The sequence below is a fragment of the Clostridioides sp. ZZV15-6597 genome (genome assembly GCF_020657815.1).
Taxonomy (GTDB): domain Bacteria; phylum Bacillota; class Clostridia; order Peptostreptococcales; family Peptostreptococcaceae; genus Clostridioides.
Window position 1 is genome coordinate 18,728 of record NZ_JAGWCT010000040.1, and the last position, 17,755, is coordinate 36,482.

15 protein-coding genes are annotated in these 17,755 nt (G+C 26.9%); 9 read left to right on the forward strand and 6 right to left on the reverse strand.

Annotation, left to right across the window (positions count from 1 at the left end):
* Nucleotides 1-104 precede the first annotated feature (104 nt).
* The 3 genes from KGF52_RS10725 to KGF52_RS10735 all read left to right on the forward strand — a co-directional run bounded on the left by KGF52_RS10725 (nt 105) and on the right by KGF52_RS10735 (nt 3,084).
* Complete coding sequence (locus tag KGF52_RS10725; RefSeq protein ID WP_227840164.1) at nt 105-1,496, forward strand: hypothetical protein; 1,392 nt, start codon at nt 105-107, stop codon at nt 1,494-1,496.
* Between the two features lie 176 nt (nt 1,497-1,672).
* Nucleotides 1,673-2,260, forward strand: a complete 588-nt coding sequence (locus KGF52_RS10730; protein ID WP_227840165.1) for a TetR/AcrR family transcriptional regulator — start codon at nt 1,673-1,675, stop codon at nt 2,258-2,260.
* Between the two features lie 32 nt (nt 2,261-2,292).
* On the forward strand, nt 2,293-3,084 hold the full coding sequence (locus tag KGF52_RS10735; protein WP_227840166.1) for a class I SAM-dependent methyltransferase: 792 nt from the start codon (nt 2,293-2,295) through the stop codon (nt 3,082-3,084).
* Between the two features lie 115 nt (nt 3,085-3,199).
* On the opposite strand, the gene KGF52_RS10740 is transcribed toward KGF52_RS10735, so the two are convergent.
* From KGF52_RS10740 to KGF52_RS10760, 5 genes are all read right to left on the reverse strand, one after another.
* Entirely contained in the window at nt 3,200-5,617 is a 2,418-nt protein-coding gene (locus tag KGF52_RS10740; protein ID WP_227840167.1) for an ABC transporter permease, read from the reverse strand.
* Nucleotides 5,618-5,629: 12 nt separating this feature from the next.
* The gene (locus KGF52_RS10745) at nt 5,630-6,295 is read right to left on the reverse strand and encodes an ABC transporter ATP-binding protein (RefSeq protein WP_227840168.1); all 666 of its coding nucleotides are present in this window, start codon (nt 6,293-6,295) and stop codon (nt 5,630-5,632) included.
* Nucleotides 6,296-6,377: 82 nt separating this feature from the next.
* Nucleotides 6,378-7,409: a sensor histidine kinase gene (locus KGF52_RS10750; protein ID WP_227840169.1), complete on the reverse strand. Its 1,032-nt coding sequence runs from the start codon at nt 7,407-7,409 to the stop codon at nt 6,378-6,380.
* Nucleotides 7,399-8,085: a response regulator transcription factor gene (locus tag KGF52_RS10755; RefSeq protein ID WP_227840170.1), complete on the reverse strand. Its 687-nt coding sequence runs from the start codon at nt 8,083-8,085 to the stop codon at nt 7,399-7,401. The genes KGF52_RS10750 and KGF52_RS10755 overlap by 11 nt, the downstream gene beginning before the upstream one ends.
* A gap of 165 nt (nt 8,086-8,250) precedes the next feature.
* Nucleotides 8,251-9,315: a 4Fe-4S dicluster domain-containing protein gene (locus KGF52_RS10760; RefSeq protein WP_227840171.1), complete on the reverse strand. Its 1,065-nt coding sequence runs from the start codon at nt 9,313-9,315 to the stop codon at nt 8,251-8,253.
* A gap of 298 nt (nt 9,316-9,613) precedes the next feature.
* Here KGF52_RS10760 and KGF52_RS10765 point away from each other — a divergent pair, with 298 nt between their 5' ends.
* The 5 genes from KGF52_RS10765 to KGF52_RS10785 all read left to right on the forward strand — a co-directional run bounded on the left by KGF52_RS10765 (nt 9,614) and on the right by KGF52_RS10785 (nt 15,336).
* Nucleotides 9,614-10,258 carry a TetR/AcrR family transcriptional regulator gene (locus KGF52_RS10765; RefSeq protein WP_227840172.1) on the forward strand — a complete coding sequence of 215 codons (645 nt, stop codon included), beginning with the start codon at nt 9,614-9,616 and terminating at the stop codon, nt 10,256-10,258.
* A 174-nt stretch (nt 10,259-10,432) separates the two neighbouring features.
* Complete coding sequence (locus tag KGF52_RS10770) at nt 10,433-11,104, forward strand: response regulator transcription factor (RefSeq protein ID WP_227828025.1); 672 nt, start codon at nt 10,433-10,435, stop codon at nt 11,102-11,104.
* Between the two features lies 1 nt (nt 11,105).
* The gene (locus KGF52_RS10775; RefSeq protein WP_227828026.1) at nt 11,106-12,014 is read left to right on the forward strand and encodes a sensor histidine kinase; all 909 of its coding nucleotides are present in this window, start codon (nt 11,106-11,108) and stop codon (nt 12,012-12,014) included.
* Between the two features lie 83 nt (nt 12,015-12,097).
* On the forward strand, nt 12,098-12,784 hold the full coding sequence (locus tag KGF52_RS10780; protein ID WP_227840173.1) for an ABC transporter ATP-binding protein: 687 nt from the start codon (nt 12,098-12,100) through the stop codon (nt 12,782-12,784).
* A complete protein-coding gene (locus KGF52_RS10785; RefSeq protein WP_227840174.1) occupies nt 12,781-15,336 on the forward strand; it encodes an FtsX-like permease family protein in 2,556 nt (851 codons plus the stop codon). The genes KGF52_RS10780 and KGF52_RS10785 overlap by 4 nt, the downstream gene beginning before the upstream one ends.
* Before the next feature lie 139 nt (nt 15,337-15,475).
* On the opposite strand, the gene KGF52_RS10790 is transcribed toward KGF52_RS10785, so the two are convergent.
* Complete coding sequence (locus KGF52_RS10790; protein WP_227840175.1) at nt 15,476-16,675, reverse strand: coenzyme F420-0:L-glutamate ligase; 1,200 nt, start codon at nt 16,673-16,675, stop codon at nt 15,476-15,478.
* A gap of 118 nt (nt 16,676-16,793) precedes the next feature.
* Here KGF52_RS10790 and KGF52_RS10795 point away from each other — a divergent pair, with 118 nt between their 5' ends.
* Complete coding sequence (locus KGF52_RS10795; protein WP_227828030.1) at nt 16,794-17,681, forward strand: LysR family transcriptional regulator; 888 nt, start codon at nt 16,794-16,796, stop codon at nt 17,679-17,681.
* Nucleotides 17,682-17,755: the final 74 nt, after the last annotated feature.

Consider the following 17,755-nt stretch of genomic DNA (forward strand, 5'->3'; position numbering starts at 1 on the left):
AACTTTAATTTATTGTTTATATAATTTGTATGTTATATACTAGTTTTAACAAGATTGATAATTTATAAACAATTATAAGAGTTATTGAAAGGTGGAGTGAAATTATGGAAAGACTCACTAGAAGTGAACAGCCTCATATAAAATTTGGAATGTTTAAGATACGAATTCCATTTATACATTACAGATTTGAGAAACCAGAAGCTATTCAAGGCATAATATCAAGTATGACAAGCTTAGGAACTATTGGACTTAGCACGCAAATATTAGGATTACCATATGAAGTTGCATGGAGTATGGCTATCATTAACTCAATATTGTACTGCTTACATGTTTTTATGGGAGACCCAGTAGTTCCTGGCTGGATTACAGCTTCTATAACTCTTACAACTGCATATTTGTTAAAGTTCAATATTGGTATTGAAAGAATACAAGCATTAACAGCTTTACAAATAGACTTAGGAATTATATTTATTTTAATGGGGATAACAGGTATAGCTGGAAAACTAGTAAATAGAATCCCAAATTCCATCAAAGGTGGGATACTTATGGGAGTTGGTATATCAACTGTAATATCAGAATTTAGTCCTAAAGGCAGATTTGAATCTTATCCAATATCTATAACAGTAGGGATTTTAGTTGCTTGTTTTGTAATGTTTTCTGAAAAATTTGATGCTCTAAAAGTAAAGAATAAGTTTTTATTTCGATTAGGTCAATATGGAGTGGTTCCAGCTATTTTAGTGAGTTTAATTATAGGAATATTTAGTAAAGAAATAGGAATTCCTAGCTTTAATTTTGAAAATATTATTTATATAATGGATTTTCAAAAATTAATAGATACAGTATCTCCTTTTGGAATAGGTTTTCCAAGTATAATATTATTTATACAAGGATTGCCAATGGCTTTCATGATATACATAATTGCGTTTGGTGATTTTATAACAGGTGAAAATTTAGTTCTTTCTGAAAGTAAAAACAGAACAGATGAGTATATTGATTTTAATTCCAATAGGTCTAATGTTATAAGTGGAATAAGAAATATTGCTATGGCAGTTATTTCTCCATATATAGCTATGTGTGGTCCATTGGCGGCAACTCTTACTGGAAGTGTTGCTCAAAGATATAAGGTCGGAAAGGAAGCAATGCAGTCTATTTTTAGTGGTATGGGTACGTTAGTATGGGTTTCGGCTATTTTTATTTGCTTTTATCCAATTGCACAAATAGCTACTCCTCTTATACCATTAGCATTATCAGTGACACTTTTAGTTCAAGGTTATTTATGTACTAAACTATCAATGGAACTATGTGATACCGGTGTAGAGAGAGGTTTAATTGGGCTGATGGGTGGTGTAATTGCTGCTAAAGGTGGAACATGGGGTCTTGTAGTAGGCTTTATACTTTATTTTGTGCTAATAGATTCTAAAAAGAGAAGAGAAAATGATAGTAATTCATCAGAAGATTATGTATATGAAATATCAGATAAAAAGAAAACTATTTAAAATAAAAAATGAGTTGCAATTGTCTATTAATTGATTAATTGCAACTCATTTTTTATTTATTAACCCCAGGAATGACAAAAAATGCAAAATTTTTTCTTGACATAATTTTTTTGATATGTAATAATTGTTATACAACATATGTGTTTTATAAAATTTTAATGGAGAAGTGAACTTATATGCCACCTAAAGCAAAAATAACGAAAGAAATGATTTTGAATATTGTCTTGGATATTACAAGAGAAACAGGATTTGAAACTGTAAATGCAAGGAGTATTGCAAGTAAATTACAATGTTCTACTCGACCAATTTTTACTTGTTATGAAAACATGGATGAATTAAAATCTGAATTTCTTGCTTTTGCATACGAATACTATAATCAGTATGTTATTAATTATCATAACTCTGAAAATGTCAGTCACTATTTATTATTTCCACTTTCATACATTGAATTTGCTCAAGAAGAAACACATTTATTTAAGTTGCTATTTATAAACGATTTAGATTTGATGATGGAAGAGGCAAATGATTTTTATAAAGAAATTGATAATGAAAAAAAGGCAAGGCTTTTTTCGGAAAGCATTGGAATAGAGTTAGAATGTGCAAAAGTCATATTTTTAGATTTATTTCTTTATACTCATGGCATAGCTGTCTTAACAGCAACAAAAAAAATATCATTAGATAGAAATAGTGCTGAAAAAATGTTAAAAAATATATTATCAGCTTTTATAAGACAAGAAAAACCGGATTGGAATTTATCTATTTGATGTTTACTAACTAATACAGAAGGGGGTGCAATATGAAAACAAACCAATACTTAATTGATTTTTACAATAATTACGACGAAGATAGTCGGTTGGCATTAAAGCATGGAACAGTTGAATTCCTAACTACTATGCATTACATTGAGAAGTACATAAAACCTGGCGACCATGTGCTTGAAATTGGTGCTGCAACTGGTCGCTATTCTCACACGCTGGCACATCAGGGATATGATGTAGATGCAGTGGAATTGGTCGAACATAACATAGAAGTTTTCCGTAAAAATATTCAATCAAATAAAAATATAACTATTACTCAAGGTAATGCTATGGATTTATCTGTTTTTCCAGATAATGAATATGACATTACATTGTTGTTAGGTCCGTTGTATCATCTTTATAACAAAGAGGATAAACAACAAGCTCTACATGAGGCTATTCGTGTAACAAAGCATGGGGGTGTGATTTTTGCTGCATATGTTGTATCTGATGGCTGTCTTATTGATGAAGGGTTCAACCGTGGAAATATCAATGTAGCTGAATATATTGAAAAGGGCTTGATTGACCCACAGACATTTGCTACCAAGTCAGAGCCAAATGATTTGTTTGAACTTGTCCGTAAAGAAAACATTGACGATTTGATGTCTGTCTTTCCTGTAACAAGACTGCATTACGTCGCATCAGACGGTTTAGCTCTATGTATGCGTGAAGCAGTAGATGCTATGGATGATGACGCATTTGAGTTATATTTGAAGTATCACTTTGCTACTTGTGAACGCGAAGATTTAATAGGCGTTACGAGTCATGCGATTGATATATTCAGAAAATAAACAATAGAAGATAAAAAAACAAACAGAGGGTCGTAAAATCAAAATTTTCTGACCCTCCGAATTTTGAAAATCTATGTTGAGTGTAGTATAAAAGTAGCTATTTTTATGTCTATTCTTATTGAGAGCGTAAACGTTCTGTAAGGGATTGTTTTTCTAGATTTCTTATAAGTAATTCAATTATTAATATTTGTATGCATATTAACACAAATGAAAAAATTAAAATAGAAAAGATAGAAAAATTGAAATTAATGAAGTCTAATCTAATAACATCTTTTATAAAAAAGCAGAGTAATTTTGAACCACAATAACCCAATATAATCGATACAAATATAGCTTTAATACTCAAATTCAAACCTTCTCGATAGAGCATTTTGTGCAACTGTTTTTTTGTCATTCCAACTGCCTGAAGCAAGGCAAACTCTTTTTTTCTAATTAATACACTATTTACAAGAATATTTGTCATATTAAGGATACCAAAACAGGAAATTAAGCCAACAAATACATATGCAGCTATAATCATATACTTAAAAGCTCTAGTTAGCATTTTATAATCATTATCATATGAATAAAGGATTAAATTTGAATTATTTTGAATAATATTTAATAGTTTTTCTTCAACTTCTTTTGAATATTTTTTATCAGATAAAATTGAAAAATGTAAATTTGTATTATATGGTGTTATTTTATCTAAAGCCTTATCTGAAGTAAAGAACATACATCCTGTATTGGAATTATCGATTATTCCAACTATTTTCATTTGTCTTTTGATGATGTCATTTCCACTAAATATGTTAAATGTAATTGTACTTCCAATTTTCAAATCAACTCCATAAGATTTTGTTTTATATTTATTTACAATTAAGCTGTTTGAATCCAATTGATTATAGTCAATTTTTCCATTTACAATATACTTTTGGAATGATTTTGCAAGCTCTGGTGTGATACCTTCAATCAATGTTGTAACTTTACTTCCATCTTCATCTTTAATTGAAGGGTCTATAACTTCACATTTAATTCCTTTAGATTCAATTACCTTTTGTACTCCATAAATTGAATTGATTTCATTTTTAAGAGTGTTTGTAAATGGATTATTTTGCTGAATTTGTGTAATGCGTTCATACAAATTGTCAATTTTATTTCCAATAATATAATTTTCATTATAAACGAATGTCTGAGACATCTGTTTGTTAAAATCTATAGAATTAGCAAGACTAGCAATTGAAATAAATAATATTCCACTAATACTCAATGAAATTAATGCTATTAAATTTTTCTTTCTATTTACCTCAATATTTTTTAGTGCTAAATTTTTAATATTTATATGATTAAGTGTTTTAATTTTATTTCTAAATTTAATTTCTGTATATTGCATAGCTTCAATAGCAGAAGTTTTAGAAATAATTCTAGCTGGTTTATTTAAAGAAATTCTTACAGTCAAAAATATTACTATTGATAATACTACAGTAATAAATAAGTCAGTAGTCATTTGCCATGCTAAAGGTTGAATTATATATGTAATTATACAGGATGATATAATGCCTATTGGAATAAAAATAATAGATAAAATATTTCCTTGTAGATAAATAATCTTTTTTAATTGCAAAGAAGTCATACCAAGTGCTTTCAATTTTGCATACATTTGAACCGAATTAACAACTGAAATATAAAAAATACTATAAATAACAAATAAACTAGAAAAAAGAATAATTACTCCTACTATTAAAACTGTAATAACTTGTTCACTATCAATTAAATTTGATTCAATATAATTATCATTTAAATATATATTATGTTTTTTAATATTTAAAGAGGAACCAATTTCATTTAATTGAGTCTTAATTGAAGTAGGAGATTTTTCTAAATTTTCTTTTGATAATCTAACTAATACATCTACAGTATTTGGAGTTGCTTCATCAAAATTATTGCTTTTGATTTGTAAAGGTGTAGAAGCTACATTCTTTAGATTATCATTGGAAACAACTGTATAGTATTGCTTAGCATTATCTTGATAATAATTTTCTACAAATCCAACAATAATAAAATTACTTTGTATTTCTTTGTTAGTAATATTATCACGATATTTTAATGTAATACTATCTCCAAGGTCTTTATTTAAACCAAGTTCATGCAGATATTTTTCTGAAATAGCAATTTCATATTTATTTGTTGGTATAGTTCCTTTTAGTAGTTTAAAATTCAGAAGCTCAATTGCAGTGTTATCTGCATATATCATTGACATCCTATAATCTGATTTTATCTTATTACCAAGTAACTTATAAACTCCTACGCTACTAAAGTTTTTATTTTGCTGTAATATATTTTTTGATTTTTCATTTACAGATTGATATCTCGCATGATAGGGAGATGCATTAACTAAATCCATAGAACCATTATATGAAACTAAAGCAGTCGTTAATAATAAACATGTAGAAATCATTATAATAATACCTGAAAGAAAAAATTTAAGCTTATTAATTTTTAAATCATTCAATGCTATTTTTCTAATGAAAGCACCATTATTATTTTTAAACATATATTTCACCTCCTAGTTATCAATTTTCCCATCTTCAATACGAATAATTCTATCTGCTAATTGTGCAATTTCATTATTATGGGTAATCATTACAATTGTTTGGTTAAATTTCTCACTTGTCATTTTAAGTAAACCTAATACATCTGCACTTGTTTTACTGTCAAGATTACCTGTTGGTTCATCAGCAAGTATAATAGCAGGTTTCGTTACAAGTGCCCTTGCAATAGCAACACGTTGCTGTTGTCCTCCAGAAAGATTACCTGGAACATCATATAGTTTTTCATCTAGTGCTAGTAGACTTATAATTTCATTTATAAAGTCTTTATCTAGTGTTTCACCATCCAATCCAATTGGCAAAATGATATTTTCATATACATTAAGTAAGGGAACAAGATTATAATTTTGGAATATAAAACCTATGTTTCTACGTCGAAAAATTGTAAGTTGTTCATCATTCATAGTTGATAATTCTTTTCCTCTTATAATTACATTTCCGGATGTAGGATTGTCTAAACCGCCCATCATATTTAATAATGTAGATTTACCACTACCAGATGTACCTACAATAGAAATAAATTCACCTTTTTCAACAGATAGGCTCACACCATCAAGAGATTTTGTAATGTTTGAATTTCTACCATAATATTTCTTTAAGTCTATTACTTGTAAAATACTCATCATAAGGACCTCCTTCATATATTGTAAGTACAGTATATAATCAAAATGTTGCAGAATTATCACAAATAAAATATTTGAAAATTTATTTATTAGGCAAAAATATAGAAAAAGTAGAGCCTTTTCCAATTTTTGATGTAACTTTAATATATCCACCTTGAAGAGATATAATTTTTCTTGAGAGATATAGACCAATTCCAATACCATCTATATCATGTACATCTTCTTCACGATAGAATCTCTTAAAAATTTCTGCTTGGTGACTTTCTGATATGCCTTTTCCAGTATCAGTAATATCTATTTTAACATACATAACCCAGCATTCTGTAGATATATGTATTTTACCTTTAGGGCTTGTGTACTTCACTGCATTATCTAATATATTGAAAATAGCTTCAGAAGTCCATTTTTTATCATGACATATACATAAGTTTGAATCACAATCAACTGTAACTTCAATGTCCTTTTTTTCAGCATCAAATAAAATTCCACTAAGTGAAGTAGCAATTGTTTCATAAATCAAATTCTTCTTTTTAGATAATTTAATTATACCTGTTTCTAGTCTTGAAGTTTTTATCATAGACTGCATTAAAAATTCTAATTTATCTAATTGACCTTGCATATCTATCAAAAACTCATTTTGAATTTCCGCTTTAAGATTCTGATTTAATAGGGTAGTATTAATTATCTTTAAGTTTGCAATAGGAGTTTTGATTTGATGAGATATATCAGAAACTAATTCTTGTAAATCAGCTTTTTCCATAGCAATATTATGACGACTTTCTTGAATGACTTCATACATTCTAATCATTCTATGATTAATACGTGACAAAAGTGTTTCTTCTTCAAAAGCAATTTCTAGATTATCTTCACTATTCATCATCTTATCTAAAGTTAAACATATCTCAGAGCAAAAGAGAGTTATTTTCTTATGAAGTAAGTGTATGATTAATAATATAAAACCACAGAATATTATTGTATATATTAATAATAGGGCAACTATTTTAAAATCATTAGTTATTATATAAATTGCTATATTGAATAGAATAACTGTAAGAGCCATACTAACAGCTATTATTAAATAAATAGTATTAAAAGAAAATTTTTTAAAATTCATTTTTTTCACCTATCCACATGTATCCCATACCATATAGTGTTTTAATATATTGAGAGTCATCTTTTTCAATTTTACTTCTAATTCTACTTATAACAGATGTCAAAGTATGTTCATCTACAAAATTAGCATCTATATCCCAAAGTTTTTCTAAAAGTATTTTTCTTGTTAGAATATTTTTAGGATTTTCAATAAATAGTTTTAAAGTACGATATTCTAGTGGCGTAAATACAATTTGATTGCCATTTATACATGCAGAGAGCTCAGAAAAGTTAATCTTGAGATGTCCATCATCATAGCAATCTTGTTTTGTTTTTGTTGTAATATGCTTTAAAAGTGCTCTTACTTTTTGTTTAAACACATTGATGTTAAATGGTTTTGTTATATAATCCAAAGCTCCAAGTTCATAACCTTTAATCATATCATATTCCATATCATTGGCAGTTAAAAAAATTATAGGGATATCATAATTTTCTTTAATTTTCTTGCATAAATCAAATCCGCTTTTATCTGGTAGATTAACATCTAAAATAATTAAATCAAATTTGTGGTTAGCAATAGATTCTAAAGCAGATATAGCTGTAAATTTTGAAATAACCATATATCTCTCTTCATTTAAGTTATATGATAGTGTTTTATTTAATATAGTATCATCTTCTACTACTAATATTTTTTCCATATATTCACTCCTTTTATTTTTAATATTCTATACAAAGTCAATTATAGACTCAAAATGTTGCTAAATTGTCATAAATAATATAAATTATTTATATAAATAAAATATTTAATAAATAATCTGCCCTAGAATTTATCATAGGACAGACTAATTATTAAATATATAAAATTATTTTAACCAAGATGGATTTCCAGGTACAAATATTCTTTTACCAAATTTTGAAGTATATTCATCCAAAGCCTTCTCAATAAGCTCATTATTGCCTTTAAAAGAGGTAGTGTTTTTTATAGTTTCAAGGTTTTGGCTAAATGGGCAAGCAGATATACACATACCACAGTCTGTGCCTAGATATCTCCATTTAATATAACATGTTTCATGTTCAATCACCCAATTATATTTTCCATCATCACCAATTTTAATATCATTAGAAAGTGAGTGAGAAGGGCAATTAAAAGAACATTTTTTACATACTTTGCAAAAGTCTTCAAGTCCAAAATCAACATATTCATCTTCTATAAGTGGAATGTCAGTAGTGACAACCCCTAGTCTAAGTCTAGAACCATAATCTTTATTTGTAAGTATTGCATTTCTCCCTATATCACCTAATCCAGCATCACGAGCTATAAAAACAGGCATTACTAGATAATTAGCATCCATATGATTTCTAGCATCATATCCTAGGTTTCTTATGTAGTAACTTAAAATCATACCGACAATAGATGCATCTACATAACATTTTGAAGTTTCTATAACTTCACATATCATTGGGGCTCTGTTTATCATTTCTTTATCCATTTCACATCCAAATACAATTGCATATTTATGAGATAGATTAACTTCTTCGCCGTAGTTTTCTTCATGCCTACCTCTATTTGTATAAATATGGTAGTCTTTTAATCTAGTTATACCAATCACAGAAGCTCCATATTGCTTTGCAAACCCTTTTATCTTTTTAGTCATTGACTTTGCATCTACATCTACTTTATTGTCACAAATTTTTCCTTCACATAGTGATTTTATATCAGATAAAAAGTCAAATGCACTACTTGCCATTGGAGAATTTATCTCATTATAAGTCATAGTTCCTTCACTACATAAATTTGGTCTACTTCTTATACTATCATCAACTTCTTTTTTTTCAGGATTTTTCTCATAATAGTCATTATAAGCAAAACCATTTTTTTTATAATTTGCTCTTGCAAACATAGTATTTCTTTCATCAACCCTTTTCAATTCTATTCCCCCTAGTAAAAGTATAATTAAATAATATAACCTTATCCTTACATAACTTAATTATATAAGAATAAGGTTATATTTTCAATTTAAGCGTCGTTAAATTAAATAATTTGTATTTATACAAGTTTTACAATATTTTTACATATAAATTATATTAATAATAAATAATAAAAAATTTAAGAATAAATATGATTTATTGTCTTTAAATGGAGTGTATTGACATATTGTAAAAAATCTTATTATAATAAATATACTAAGAATTAATACAAATTGATAAAGAAAGAAGTGAATTTATATGTCAAGAAATAAGCATTCTGATAAGATAAGAAGTCAGATATTAGAAGTTGCATGGAAAATATTTGAAGAAAGTGACTATGATGATGTAACCATGCAACAAGTCGTAGATACTCTTGATATATCTAAAGAATCTGTATACTATCATTTTAAAGATAAAGAAGTCCTGTTCGAAGAGATTATATCAAATATTTTAAAAGTAGAGATAGAAGATTTAAAGTTAATATTACATAATTCTGACTTTACGATTAGAGAAAAAATATCTGCGTTTATCTTATGTATATCTAGCTCAGAAATAAGAAAGAAATTGATTGATTATATGTGCTCTCAAAAAAAACCTACCTTCTTTATAAAGAGTATACGAGCATCTACGCTTGAAATTACTCCTTTATTATCTTACTTAATAAAACAAGGTATTGAAGAAGGTGTTTTTAAAACTGATTATCCAGATGAAATGTCTGAATTATTTATAATATTAATAAATATTTGGTTAGACCCAGTATTATTTAGTGAAAGTACAGAAAAACATTTCAAACGTATTGAATGTCTAGCTAATTTATTAAGTGCAAGTGGTGTACCTATTATAGCTGATAACGACTTAAAATTAATTAAAGCATTTTATAGAGAATGTTCTAAAGAAAAATAACCTATAAATAAGAAAAATAATCTATAAATAAAAAACTGTAATTAAATTTGAGAAAAAATAAATTTAATTACAGTTTTTTTAGTAAAATAAGTGTATCTATATATTTTTTAATAAGATAGAGCAAGAAAATACTATTTTACAAGTTTAAAAATAAAAATATAAGGAGGAGAAAATTTGAATTTATTAATTATTGAAGATGATACAAATTTAAATGAGGGTCTTTTTTATGCTTTTGAAAGTGAAGGATTTAATGTTTTAAAAGCTTATACAAAACAAGAAGGCTTACATGTATTTAATAATAAAAATATAGATTTTATAATTTTAGATTGTAACTTGCCAGATGGAAATGGATTTGATGTATGTAAGCAAATACGTGAAAAATCAGACATTCCAATTATAATGCTTACTGCAAGAGATTCAGAAATCGATGAGGTAACAGGATTAGAGATAGGGCTAGATGATTATATCACAAAACCATTTTCTCTATCTGTATTAAAAGCAAGAGTTAAAGTAGCAATAAGAAAAAAATCAAATAATAAAGTGATATATTCTAATGGAATAAAACTAGACCAAAATTCACTAAAAGTATATAAAAATGAAGTGGATTTGGAGCTTAGTGCTGTAGAATATAAGCTTATTAATTATTTAATTGAGAATAAAGGTCAAATATTATTAAAAGAACAAATTTTAAATCATATATGGGATAGTGAAGAAAATTATGTTGATGAGAATATTGTATCTGTAAATATAAGAAGACTTAGAATGAAGGTAGAAGATAATCCATCTAATCCAAAGTATATAAAAACAGCTTATGGAATGGGATATCTATGGAATGAGGTAGAATAATATGTTGGTCCTATTTTTTGCGATATGTATGATAATTATATCTATAATAACTATTAAAAAAAGTCAAAATACATGTGATGAATTGAGTCTAATGTTAAATCAATTATTGGAAGGTAAAGAAGTTTCTTATCCGGATACAAAAGATACAAGAGTATCAAAAATTTCTTATCAAGTAAAAAAAGTTAAAGATATGATAGAAATAGAAGTAGAGCAGTCAAAATCAGAAAAAGAAGCAATTAAAAGTTTAATTTCAAATATGTCACATCAATTAAAAACACCACTTTCAAATATTACCATTTACTGTGAACTTTTAGAAAATATGAATCTTCCTACATCAAAAAAAGTGGAGTTCTTACAAAAAATGAAAAATCAAACTTTTAAAATTGACTGGTTGTTAGAATCTCTATTTAAGATGACCAAATTAGAAGATGGAGTTATTAGATTTGAAACAGAAGAATTGATGATTAAAGATACTATTGTTCAAAGTATCAGTACTGTTTTTAATAAAGCAGAATCTAAAAACATAAAAATAAATTTAGAAACATTTTCAGATATAAAGTTATTTCATAATAAGAAATGGACTATAGAGGCAATTGTAAATGTCTTAGAAAATGCAATAAAATATTCACCATCAGATAGTATAATTACTATTTCTGTAGAAAAAATGGAACTATATACTAAAATTATAATCAAAGATGAAGGAATAGGTATTGATAGTAAAGAATTGAACAATATTTTTAAACGATTTTATAGAAGTAAAAATGTTGAAAATCAAAATGGTACAGGAATTGGTCTATATCTTACAAGATTAATTTTAGAAAAGGAAAATGGAAATATTATAGTAGAATCTAAATTAGGAAGAGGAAGTTGTTTTAGTATCTTCTTACAAAATTGTAAGAGTTTAAATTAACTTTGTAGGATGGATGTAATTATCGTCACTTACAATATCTTATAAGAACTTATACTTTAAGTTATGTTGAAAGGAGAAATAAAATGAGTATATTAGTGACGAATCATTTAGTAAAACATTATGGAGAAGATGAAAACAAGGTCAATGCTCTAAATGGAGTAAACATAGAAATTGAACAGGCTACATTTACTGCTATAGTTGGAACTTCTGGGTCTGGTAAAAGTACATTATTAAACATTATAGGTGGGTTGGATAACCCTTCATCAGGAGATGTAATAATTAAAGGGAAAAACATATCTAAACTAAGAAAAAAGGATTTGACTGTATTTAGAAGAAGGAATATAGGTTTTATATTTCAAAATTACAGTTTAATACCAGTATTGAATGTCTATGATAATATTGCTCTTCCTGTTACATTAGATAAAGGAAGTTATGTGGACCATGATTATATTGAAATGTTAATGAATACATTAGGAATTTGGGATAAGCGTCTAAAATTTCCAAGTGAACTTTCTGGTGGACAACAACAGAGAGTAGCAATTGCTAGAGCCTTATCAAATAAACCTGCACTTATACTAGCTGATGAACCAACAGGAAATCTTGATAGTAAGACCACAATGGAAGTAGTATGTTTATTAAAAGAAAGTAGTGCAAAATTTCACCAAACAATACTTATGGTAACACATAATGAAAATATAGCACAAATATGCGATTCTATTATACATATTGAAGATGGAATTGTAGTAAATAATGGCGGTGAAATACTATGATATCTTTAATGAAGTTTGCAATTCAATATATTAAACATTATAAAAAACAATCTATATCTATAATTTTAAGTATCGTACTATCAGTAGCCTTATTAACAGGAATTGGTTCTCTAGTACATAGTGCAAATAAAAGTAGAATTGAGAAAATAAGAGAAGATAATGGAGATTATCATTTTTATTTTAAGGTAGATAATAAACAACTACAAAAAATTAAGAAAAACAAAAAATCAAATGAATACACTGTAAACAGACTTGGTATAACAAATACTAAAGGTTCTATAGATGAACCTTTCATTATGAAGTTTTTAAATGTGGATTCATCTTATTTAGATATGACAGGTAGAAAATTATTAAAAGGAAAGCTTCCTAGCAAAGAAGGAGAAATAGCGCTTGATACCTATTCATTAAATAATTTAAATCTAAAAGAGAAAATTGGAACGGAGATAAAATTAGACGGAAAAACTTATAAGTTATGTGGGATTTTATCTAATCTTTTAAATCCAGAAACTACTTTGGAGGGCTTTGTAGATAGTTCTACATTTTCTGAAGAAAATGGTAATTATATGGTTTATGTAAAATTTGATGAAAATAGAAATATAAAAAAACAAAGTTCTAAATTTATGAGAGAATTTAATATATCGAAAAAAAGTTCCCATGTAAACTGGAATTTATCAAGTGAATTTGGTGTAAAACCTCCAATAACTTTTGAAAGATATAGTATATTTCAATTCTTAAATTCTTTAAAGTTAAATACAAATGCAATTATTTTAATTATTGGAATATTTAGTGCAGCAGCAGTATATAGTATTTTCCATGTTTCTATACTTCAAAGAGTATCACAATATGGCGTTTTAGAAGTATTAGGTGCCAACAATAACCAACTTTTACTACTATTGTTTTTAGAATTATTTTTACTTTTCATCGTAGGTTTTCCTATAGGATGTATTTTAGGAATAGGAGTAGCTTCAACAATACATCAACAATTTCCTTATATATTCTTAGGTAGTGATATTATTTCAGGGTCATTTTTTATAAGTGAGAAATCTATCTACTTAGGATTTTTATTTTTAGCATTATTGTTAATTTTAATCACTATACGAGTTGTATATAAACTAAACAAATATTCTAGTATTGAGTCAATGAAAAATTTTGAAGTTACTAATAAACAAAATAGAGATATAAAAAGCATAAAGTTTTCTAACATGACAGCAGTATTATCTCATAAATATATGACTCAAAAAAAAGGAATGTTTATAGGAATTTTGTGTTCATTAGCTCTTGGGGGAATTATTTTTCTATGTTCTAGCTATTCTATACAACTTACCAGAAATAATAATGAACTTACAATGAAAGCCGATGATGGTTTAAATTCTGACTATCAAATAGCTATGCAAACAACTGATTTTGATGTAGGAATACCAAGAGATAAAATTTCAAAACTAAACGAAGTAGAAGGAGTATCAAGTATTTACCCAGTAAGGTATTTTTTGGGAGGTATACACATTAGAGATGAGCAATTACTTTGGAAAAATTTCTTTAAACCTCTTGAAAAAGATTACAGAATAAAGAATTTTTTCAATGGAATTTGCACTAAACAAAGTGATGGGGGACATCTCTTAAAGACAAATATCTATGGATATAATGCTGATATGTTAAAAGGATTAAATCCTTATATTATTGATGGAAAATTTGATAATTCTGACATGGTTAAAAACAATAAAGTGATTGTTAGACTTCCTATGGATGGTACTGGTATATATGGTGCAGTTGACATAAAGCCAGGAGATACTATCAAAGTTAAAGTGCCAAAAACAATGAAACCTACAGATGAGATTATTAAGTTTAAAGAAGAAGATAAAAATAATTATACAGTAAAAGAATTTGTAGTTGCTGCTACTGTAAAACGTGTAATGGCAAATAATATATACTTTATTGGCGATTATGGTATGGATATAGTTATGACAAATGAACAAATGGAAAGTAATTTTAATATCATAAATTACAATATGGCCAGTATAAAAAAGACGAAAGAAAGCAATAGCATGGAAGTAGCTAAAGAAATAAAGAATGTTATACATAATATAAAACGATGTATTGTGACAGATTATACCATTGCTATTGAAAAAAATAATATTTATTTAAACCAGAAATTATTGTTTATATATGGTATTGTATTTGTACTTCTAAGCATAAGTTTGTTTCATATTATCAATACAGTGAGTTATTTAGTTTTTTCAAGAAGACATGAATTTGGAATTTTAAGAGCTATGGGAATCACAGATAATAAGTTCTTGATTATGATGATGAGGGAAGGTTTCTTATATGGATTATATGCAAGTATTATAATGGCAATTGGAAGTATTATTGGGCAATCCATGATTTATTTTATAGTAAAACGCGTATATTTATATATAAATCCAGTCTTTAATATAAATATGTCTCTATACATGGGTATGATTATTTTAAATATTACTATTAGCATTATTGCAGTTATCATTCCAGTAAAACAAATATTAAAGAGTGATATTATTTCAGAAATAAATAGAGATTAAAATTTTTAATAACGATTAATAAATTAAACTATGTAAATATTAAATAACCTCTTAATTGATATACAGTAAAGTTATATCAGTTAAGAGGTTTATATTAGTTTTTAATCTAAATAAATTACCTAAAATGCTTTAAGATATATTATTTTGTATAGTTATCAAAATAACCTTGTATGTAAATAATAGGAGTACCTTTATCTCCACTTCCAGAAGTTAAATCTGCTAAAGAACCTATAAGGTCTGTAAGTCTTCTTGGAGTAGTACCTTGAGAAACCATATTTCCTGTTAAATCATCAGATTTATTATCTTTTTCAACTATGTATTTTGAAATTGCTTCTTTTAACTCATCTCCAGATAAGTCAGCAAAGTCATTATCAGCTAAATATTTTAATTTTACCTCATTTGGAGTACCCTCTAGGCCTTTTGTATAAGCAGGAGAAACTACTGGGTCAGCTAGCTCCCATATTTTTCCTACAGGGTCTTTGAAAGCTCCATCTCCATAAACCATTACTTCTACATTTTTACCTGTAATTTCTTTTATATTGCTTTGAATTTTATTTACAACTTCATCACAATTTATAGGGAATAATTTTACAGTTTCTTCTGTAGCTTTGTTTGAACCTAAAAGTCCATATTGGTCATTATATCCACTGCCATCTACACTTGATGTCATTATATCATCAAGAGAATATACTTTTTTAGCACCATTTTGATTTAAAATTCTCTTTGTTCTCTGTCTTGTATGTATATCACAAGTTAAAACACTTGTTGTGTAATTAAGTATAGTTTTTGGGTTATTAGCAAAAACTATTTCTACTTCTGCGCCACACTCTTTAATTAAATTTTTATAATAATCAACATAATCAACACCAGTAAATGTATGTTTATTATATCCAAATAGCTCTCTATATTTTTCTTCTGTTAACACATCTGACCAAGGGTTTATTCCTTTGTCATCAAGTTCATCAAGACTTATTAAGTGATTTCCAACTTCATCAGAAGGGTAGCTTAACATTAATACAATTTTTCTACATCCTTTTGCAATACCCTTTAGACATATTGCAAAACGATTTCTACTTAAAATTGGGAATATAACACCAACAGTATCATCTCCAAATTTATCTTTTACATCTTTTGCTATATTGTCAACATGAGCATAGTTTCCTTGTGCTCTAGCAACAACAGCTTCTGTAACAGCAATTACATCTTTGTCTCTAACTTCAAAGTTTTCATTCTTTGATGCATTTAAAACAGAATCAACAACTATTTTAACTAAGTCATCTCCTTGTCTTATAATAGGTGCTCTAACACCTCTTGAAACAGTTCCAACTAATCTATCCATTATTTAAAATCCTCCTAAAGAATTAATATTGTCATATTAGTACCATGTATATTATAATTCAAATATAATCATAAGTAAAATAAATAATACTAATATTTGATATAAGGAGTAGTTATGTATGAACGTAAAACTTGAATTATATAAAGTTTTCAATGCAGTTGTAAGTCATAAAAGCTTTTCTCTTGCTGCCAAAGAATTATTTATGTCACAGCCAGCTGTAAGCCAGTCAATTAAACAATTAGAAGAACAATTAGATACAATATTATTTTATAGAAATAATAAAGGTGTAAAGTTAACTCCAGAAGGGAAAATTTTAAGTGAACATGTTGCTACTGCATTAAACTTAATTGCATCAGGAGAAGATAGAATAAATAAATTTAAAAAATTGGAATATGGTTCATTAAAAATTGGAGTAGGAGACACAGCAGCACGTTTTTTTCTATTAAAGTATTTGGAAATTTTTCATAAGAAATACCCACATATACATGTATCTACAATAAATAGAACTAGTAGAGAACTTATATCATTACTTAAAGATGGTAATATTGATATAGCAATCATAAATATGCCAATAGAAGATGAGACATTAAATATCGTCGAATGTATTGAGATACATGACATATTTGTATGTGCAAATGATTACATAGAATACAAAGGAAAACAAATATCTTTAGAAGAATTAAATTTGTTCCCTTTGATAATGTTAGAAAATAAAGCAAATTCAAGACTTTATGTAAATGAATATTTTTTATCAAAAGGTATAAAACTAAATCCAGATATAGAATTAGGTTCTCATGAATTACTTTTAGAATTTGCATATATAAACCTTGGAGTATCTTGTGTTATAGAAGAATTTAGCATAGATTACTTAAATAGTGGAAAATTATTTAAATTAGACATAAAAGAACCAATACCTAAGAGAAATATAGGTTATTGCCATTTAAAAAATATATCTCTATCACTAGCAACAAAAGAGTTTCTAAGTATGATATCTAATAATATGTAAATTTGTGTTTAGTAATTCTAAAATAAGTTTAATAAAAATAAATTAAAGTGAGAAATACCTACATATACATATAT

Bases quoted from the DNA above. Each gene is read 5' to 3' on its own strand.
- KGF52_RS10730 (WP_227840165.1), top strand. From the start codon at position 1,673: ATGCCACCTAAAGCAAAAATAACGAAAGAAATGATTTTGAATATTGTC.
- KGF52_RS10740 (WP_227840167.1), bottom strand. From the start codon at position 5,617: ATGTTTAAAAATAATAATGGTGCTTTCATTAGAAAAATAGCATTGAAT.
- KGF52_RS10745 (WP_227840168.1), bottom strand. From the start codon at position 6,295: ATGAGTATTTTACAAGTAATAGACTTAAAGAAATATTATGGTAGAAAT.
- KGF52_RS10735 (WP_227840166.1), top strand. From the start codon at position 2,293: ATGAAAACAAACCAATACTTAATTGATTTTTACAATAATTACGACGAA.
- KGF52_RS10725 (WP_227840164.1), top strand. From the start codon at position 105: ATGGAAAGACTCACTAGAAGTGAACAGCCTCATATAAAATTTGGAATG.
- KGF52_RS10795 (WP_227828030.1), top strand. From the start codon at position 16,794: ATGAACGTAAAACTTGAATTATATAAAGTTTTCAATGCAGTTGTAAGT.
- KGF52_RS10750 (WP_227840169.1), bottom strand. From the start codon at position 7,409: ATGAATTTTAAAAAATTTTCTTTTAATACTATTTATTTAATAATAGCT.
- KGF52_RS10775 (WP_227828026.1), top strand. From the start codon at position 11,106: ATGTTGGTCCTATTTTTTGCGATATGTATGATAATTATATCTATAATA.
- KGF52_RS10780 (WP_227840173.1), top strand. From the start codon at position 12,098: ATGAGTATATTAGTGACGAATCATTTAGTAAAACATTATGGAGAAGAT.
- KGF52_RS10785 (WP_227840174.1), top strand. From the start codon at position 12,781: ATGATATCTTTAATGAAGTTTGCAATTCAATATATTAAACATTATAAA.
- KGF52_RS10790 (WP_227840175.1), bottom strand. From the start codon at position 16,675: ATGGATAGATTAGTTGGAACTGTTTCAAGAGGTGTTAGAGCACCTATT.
- KGF52_RS10765 (WP_227840172.1), top strand. From the start codon at position 9,614: ATGTCAAGAAATAAGCATTCTGATAAGATAAGAAGTCAGATATTAGAA.
- KGF52_RS10755 (WP_227840170.1), bottom strand. From the start codon at position 8,085: ATGGAAAAAATATTAGTAGTAGAAGATGATACTATATTAAATAAAACA.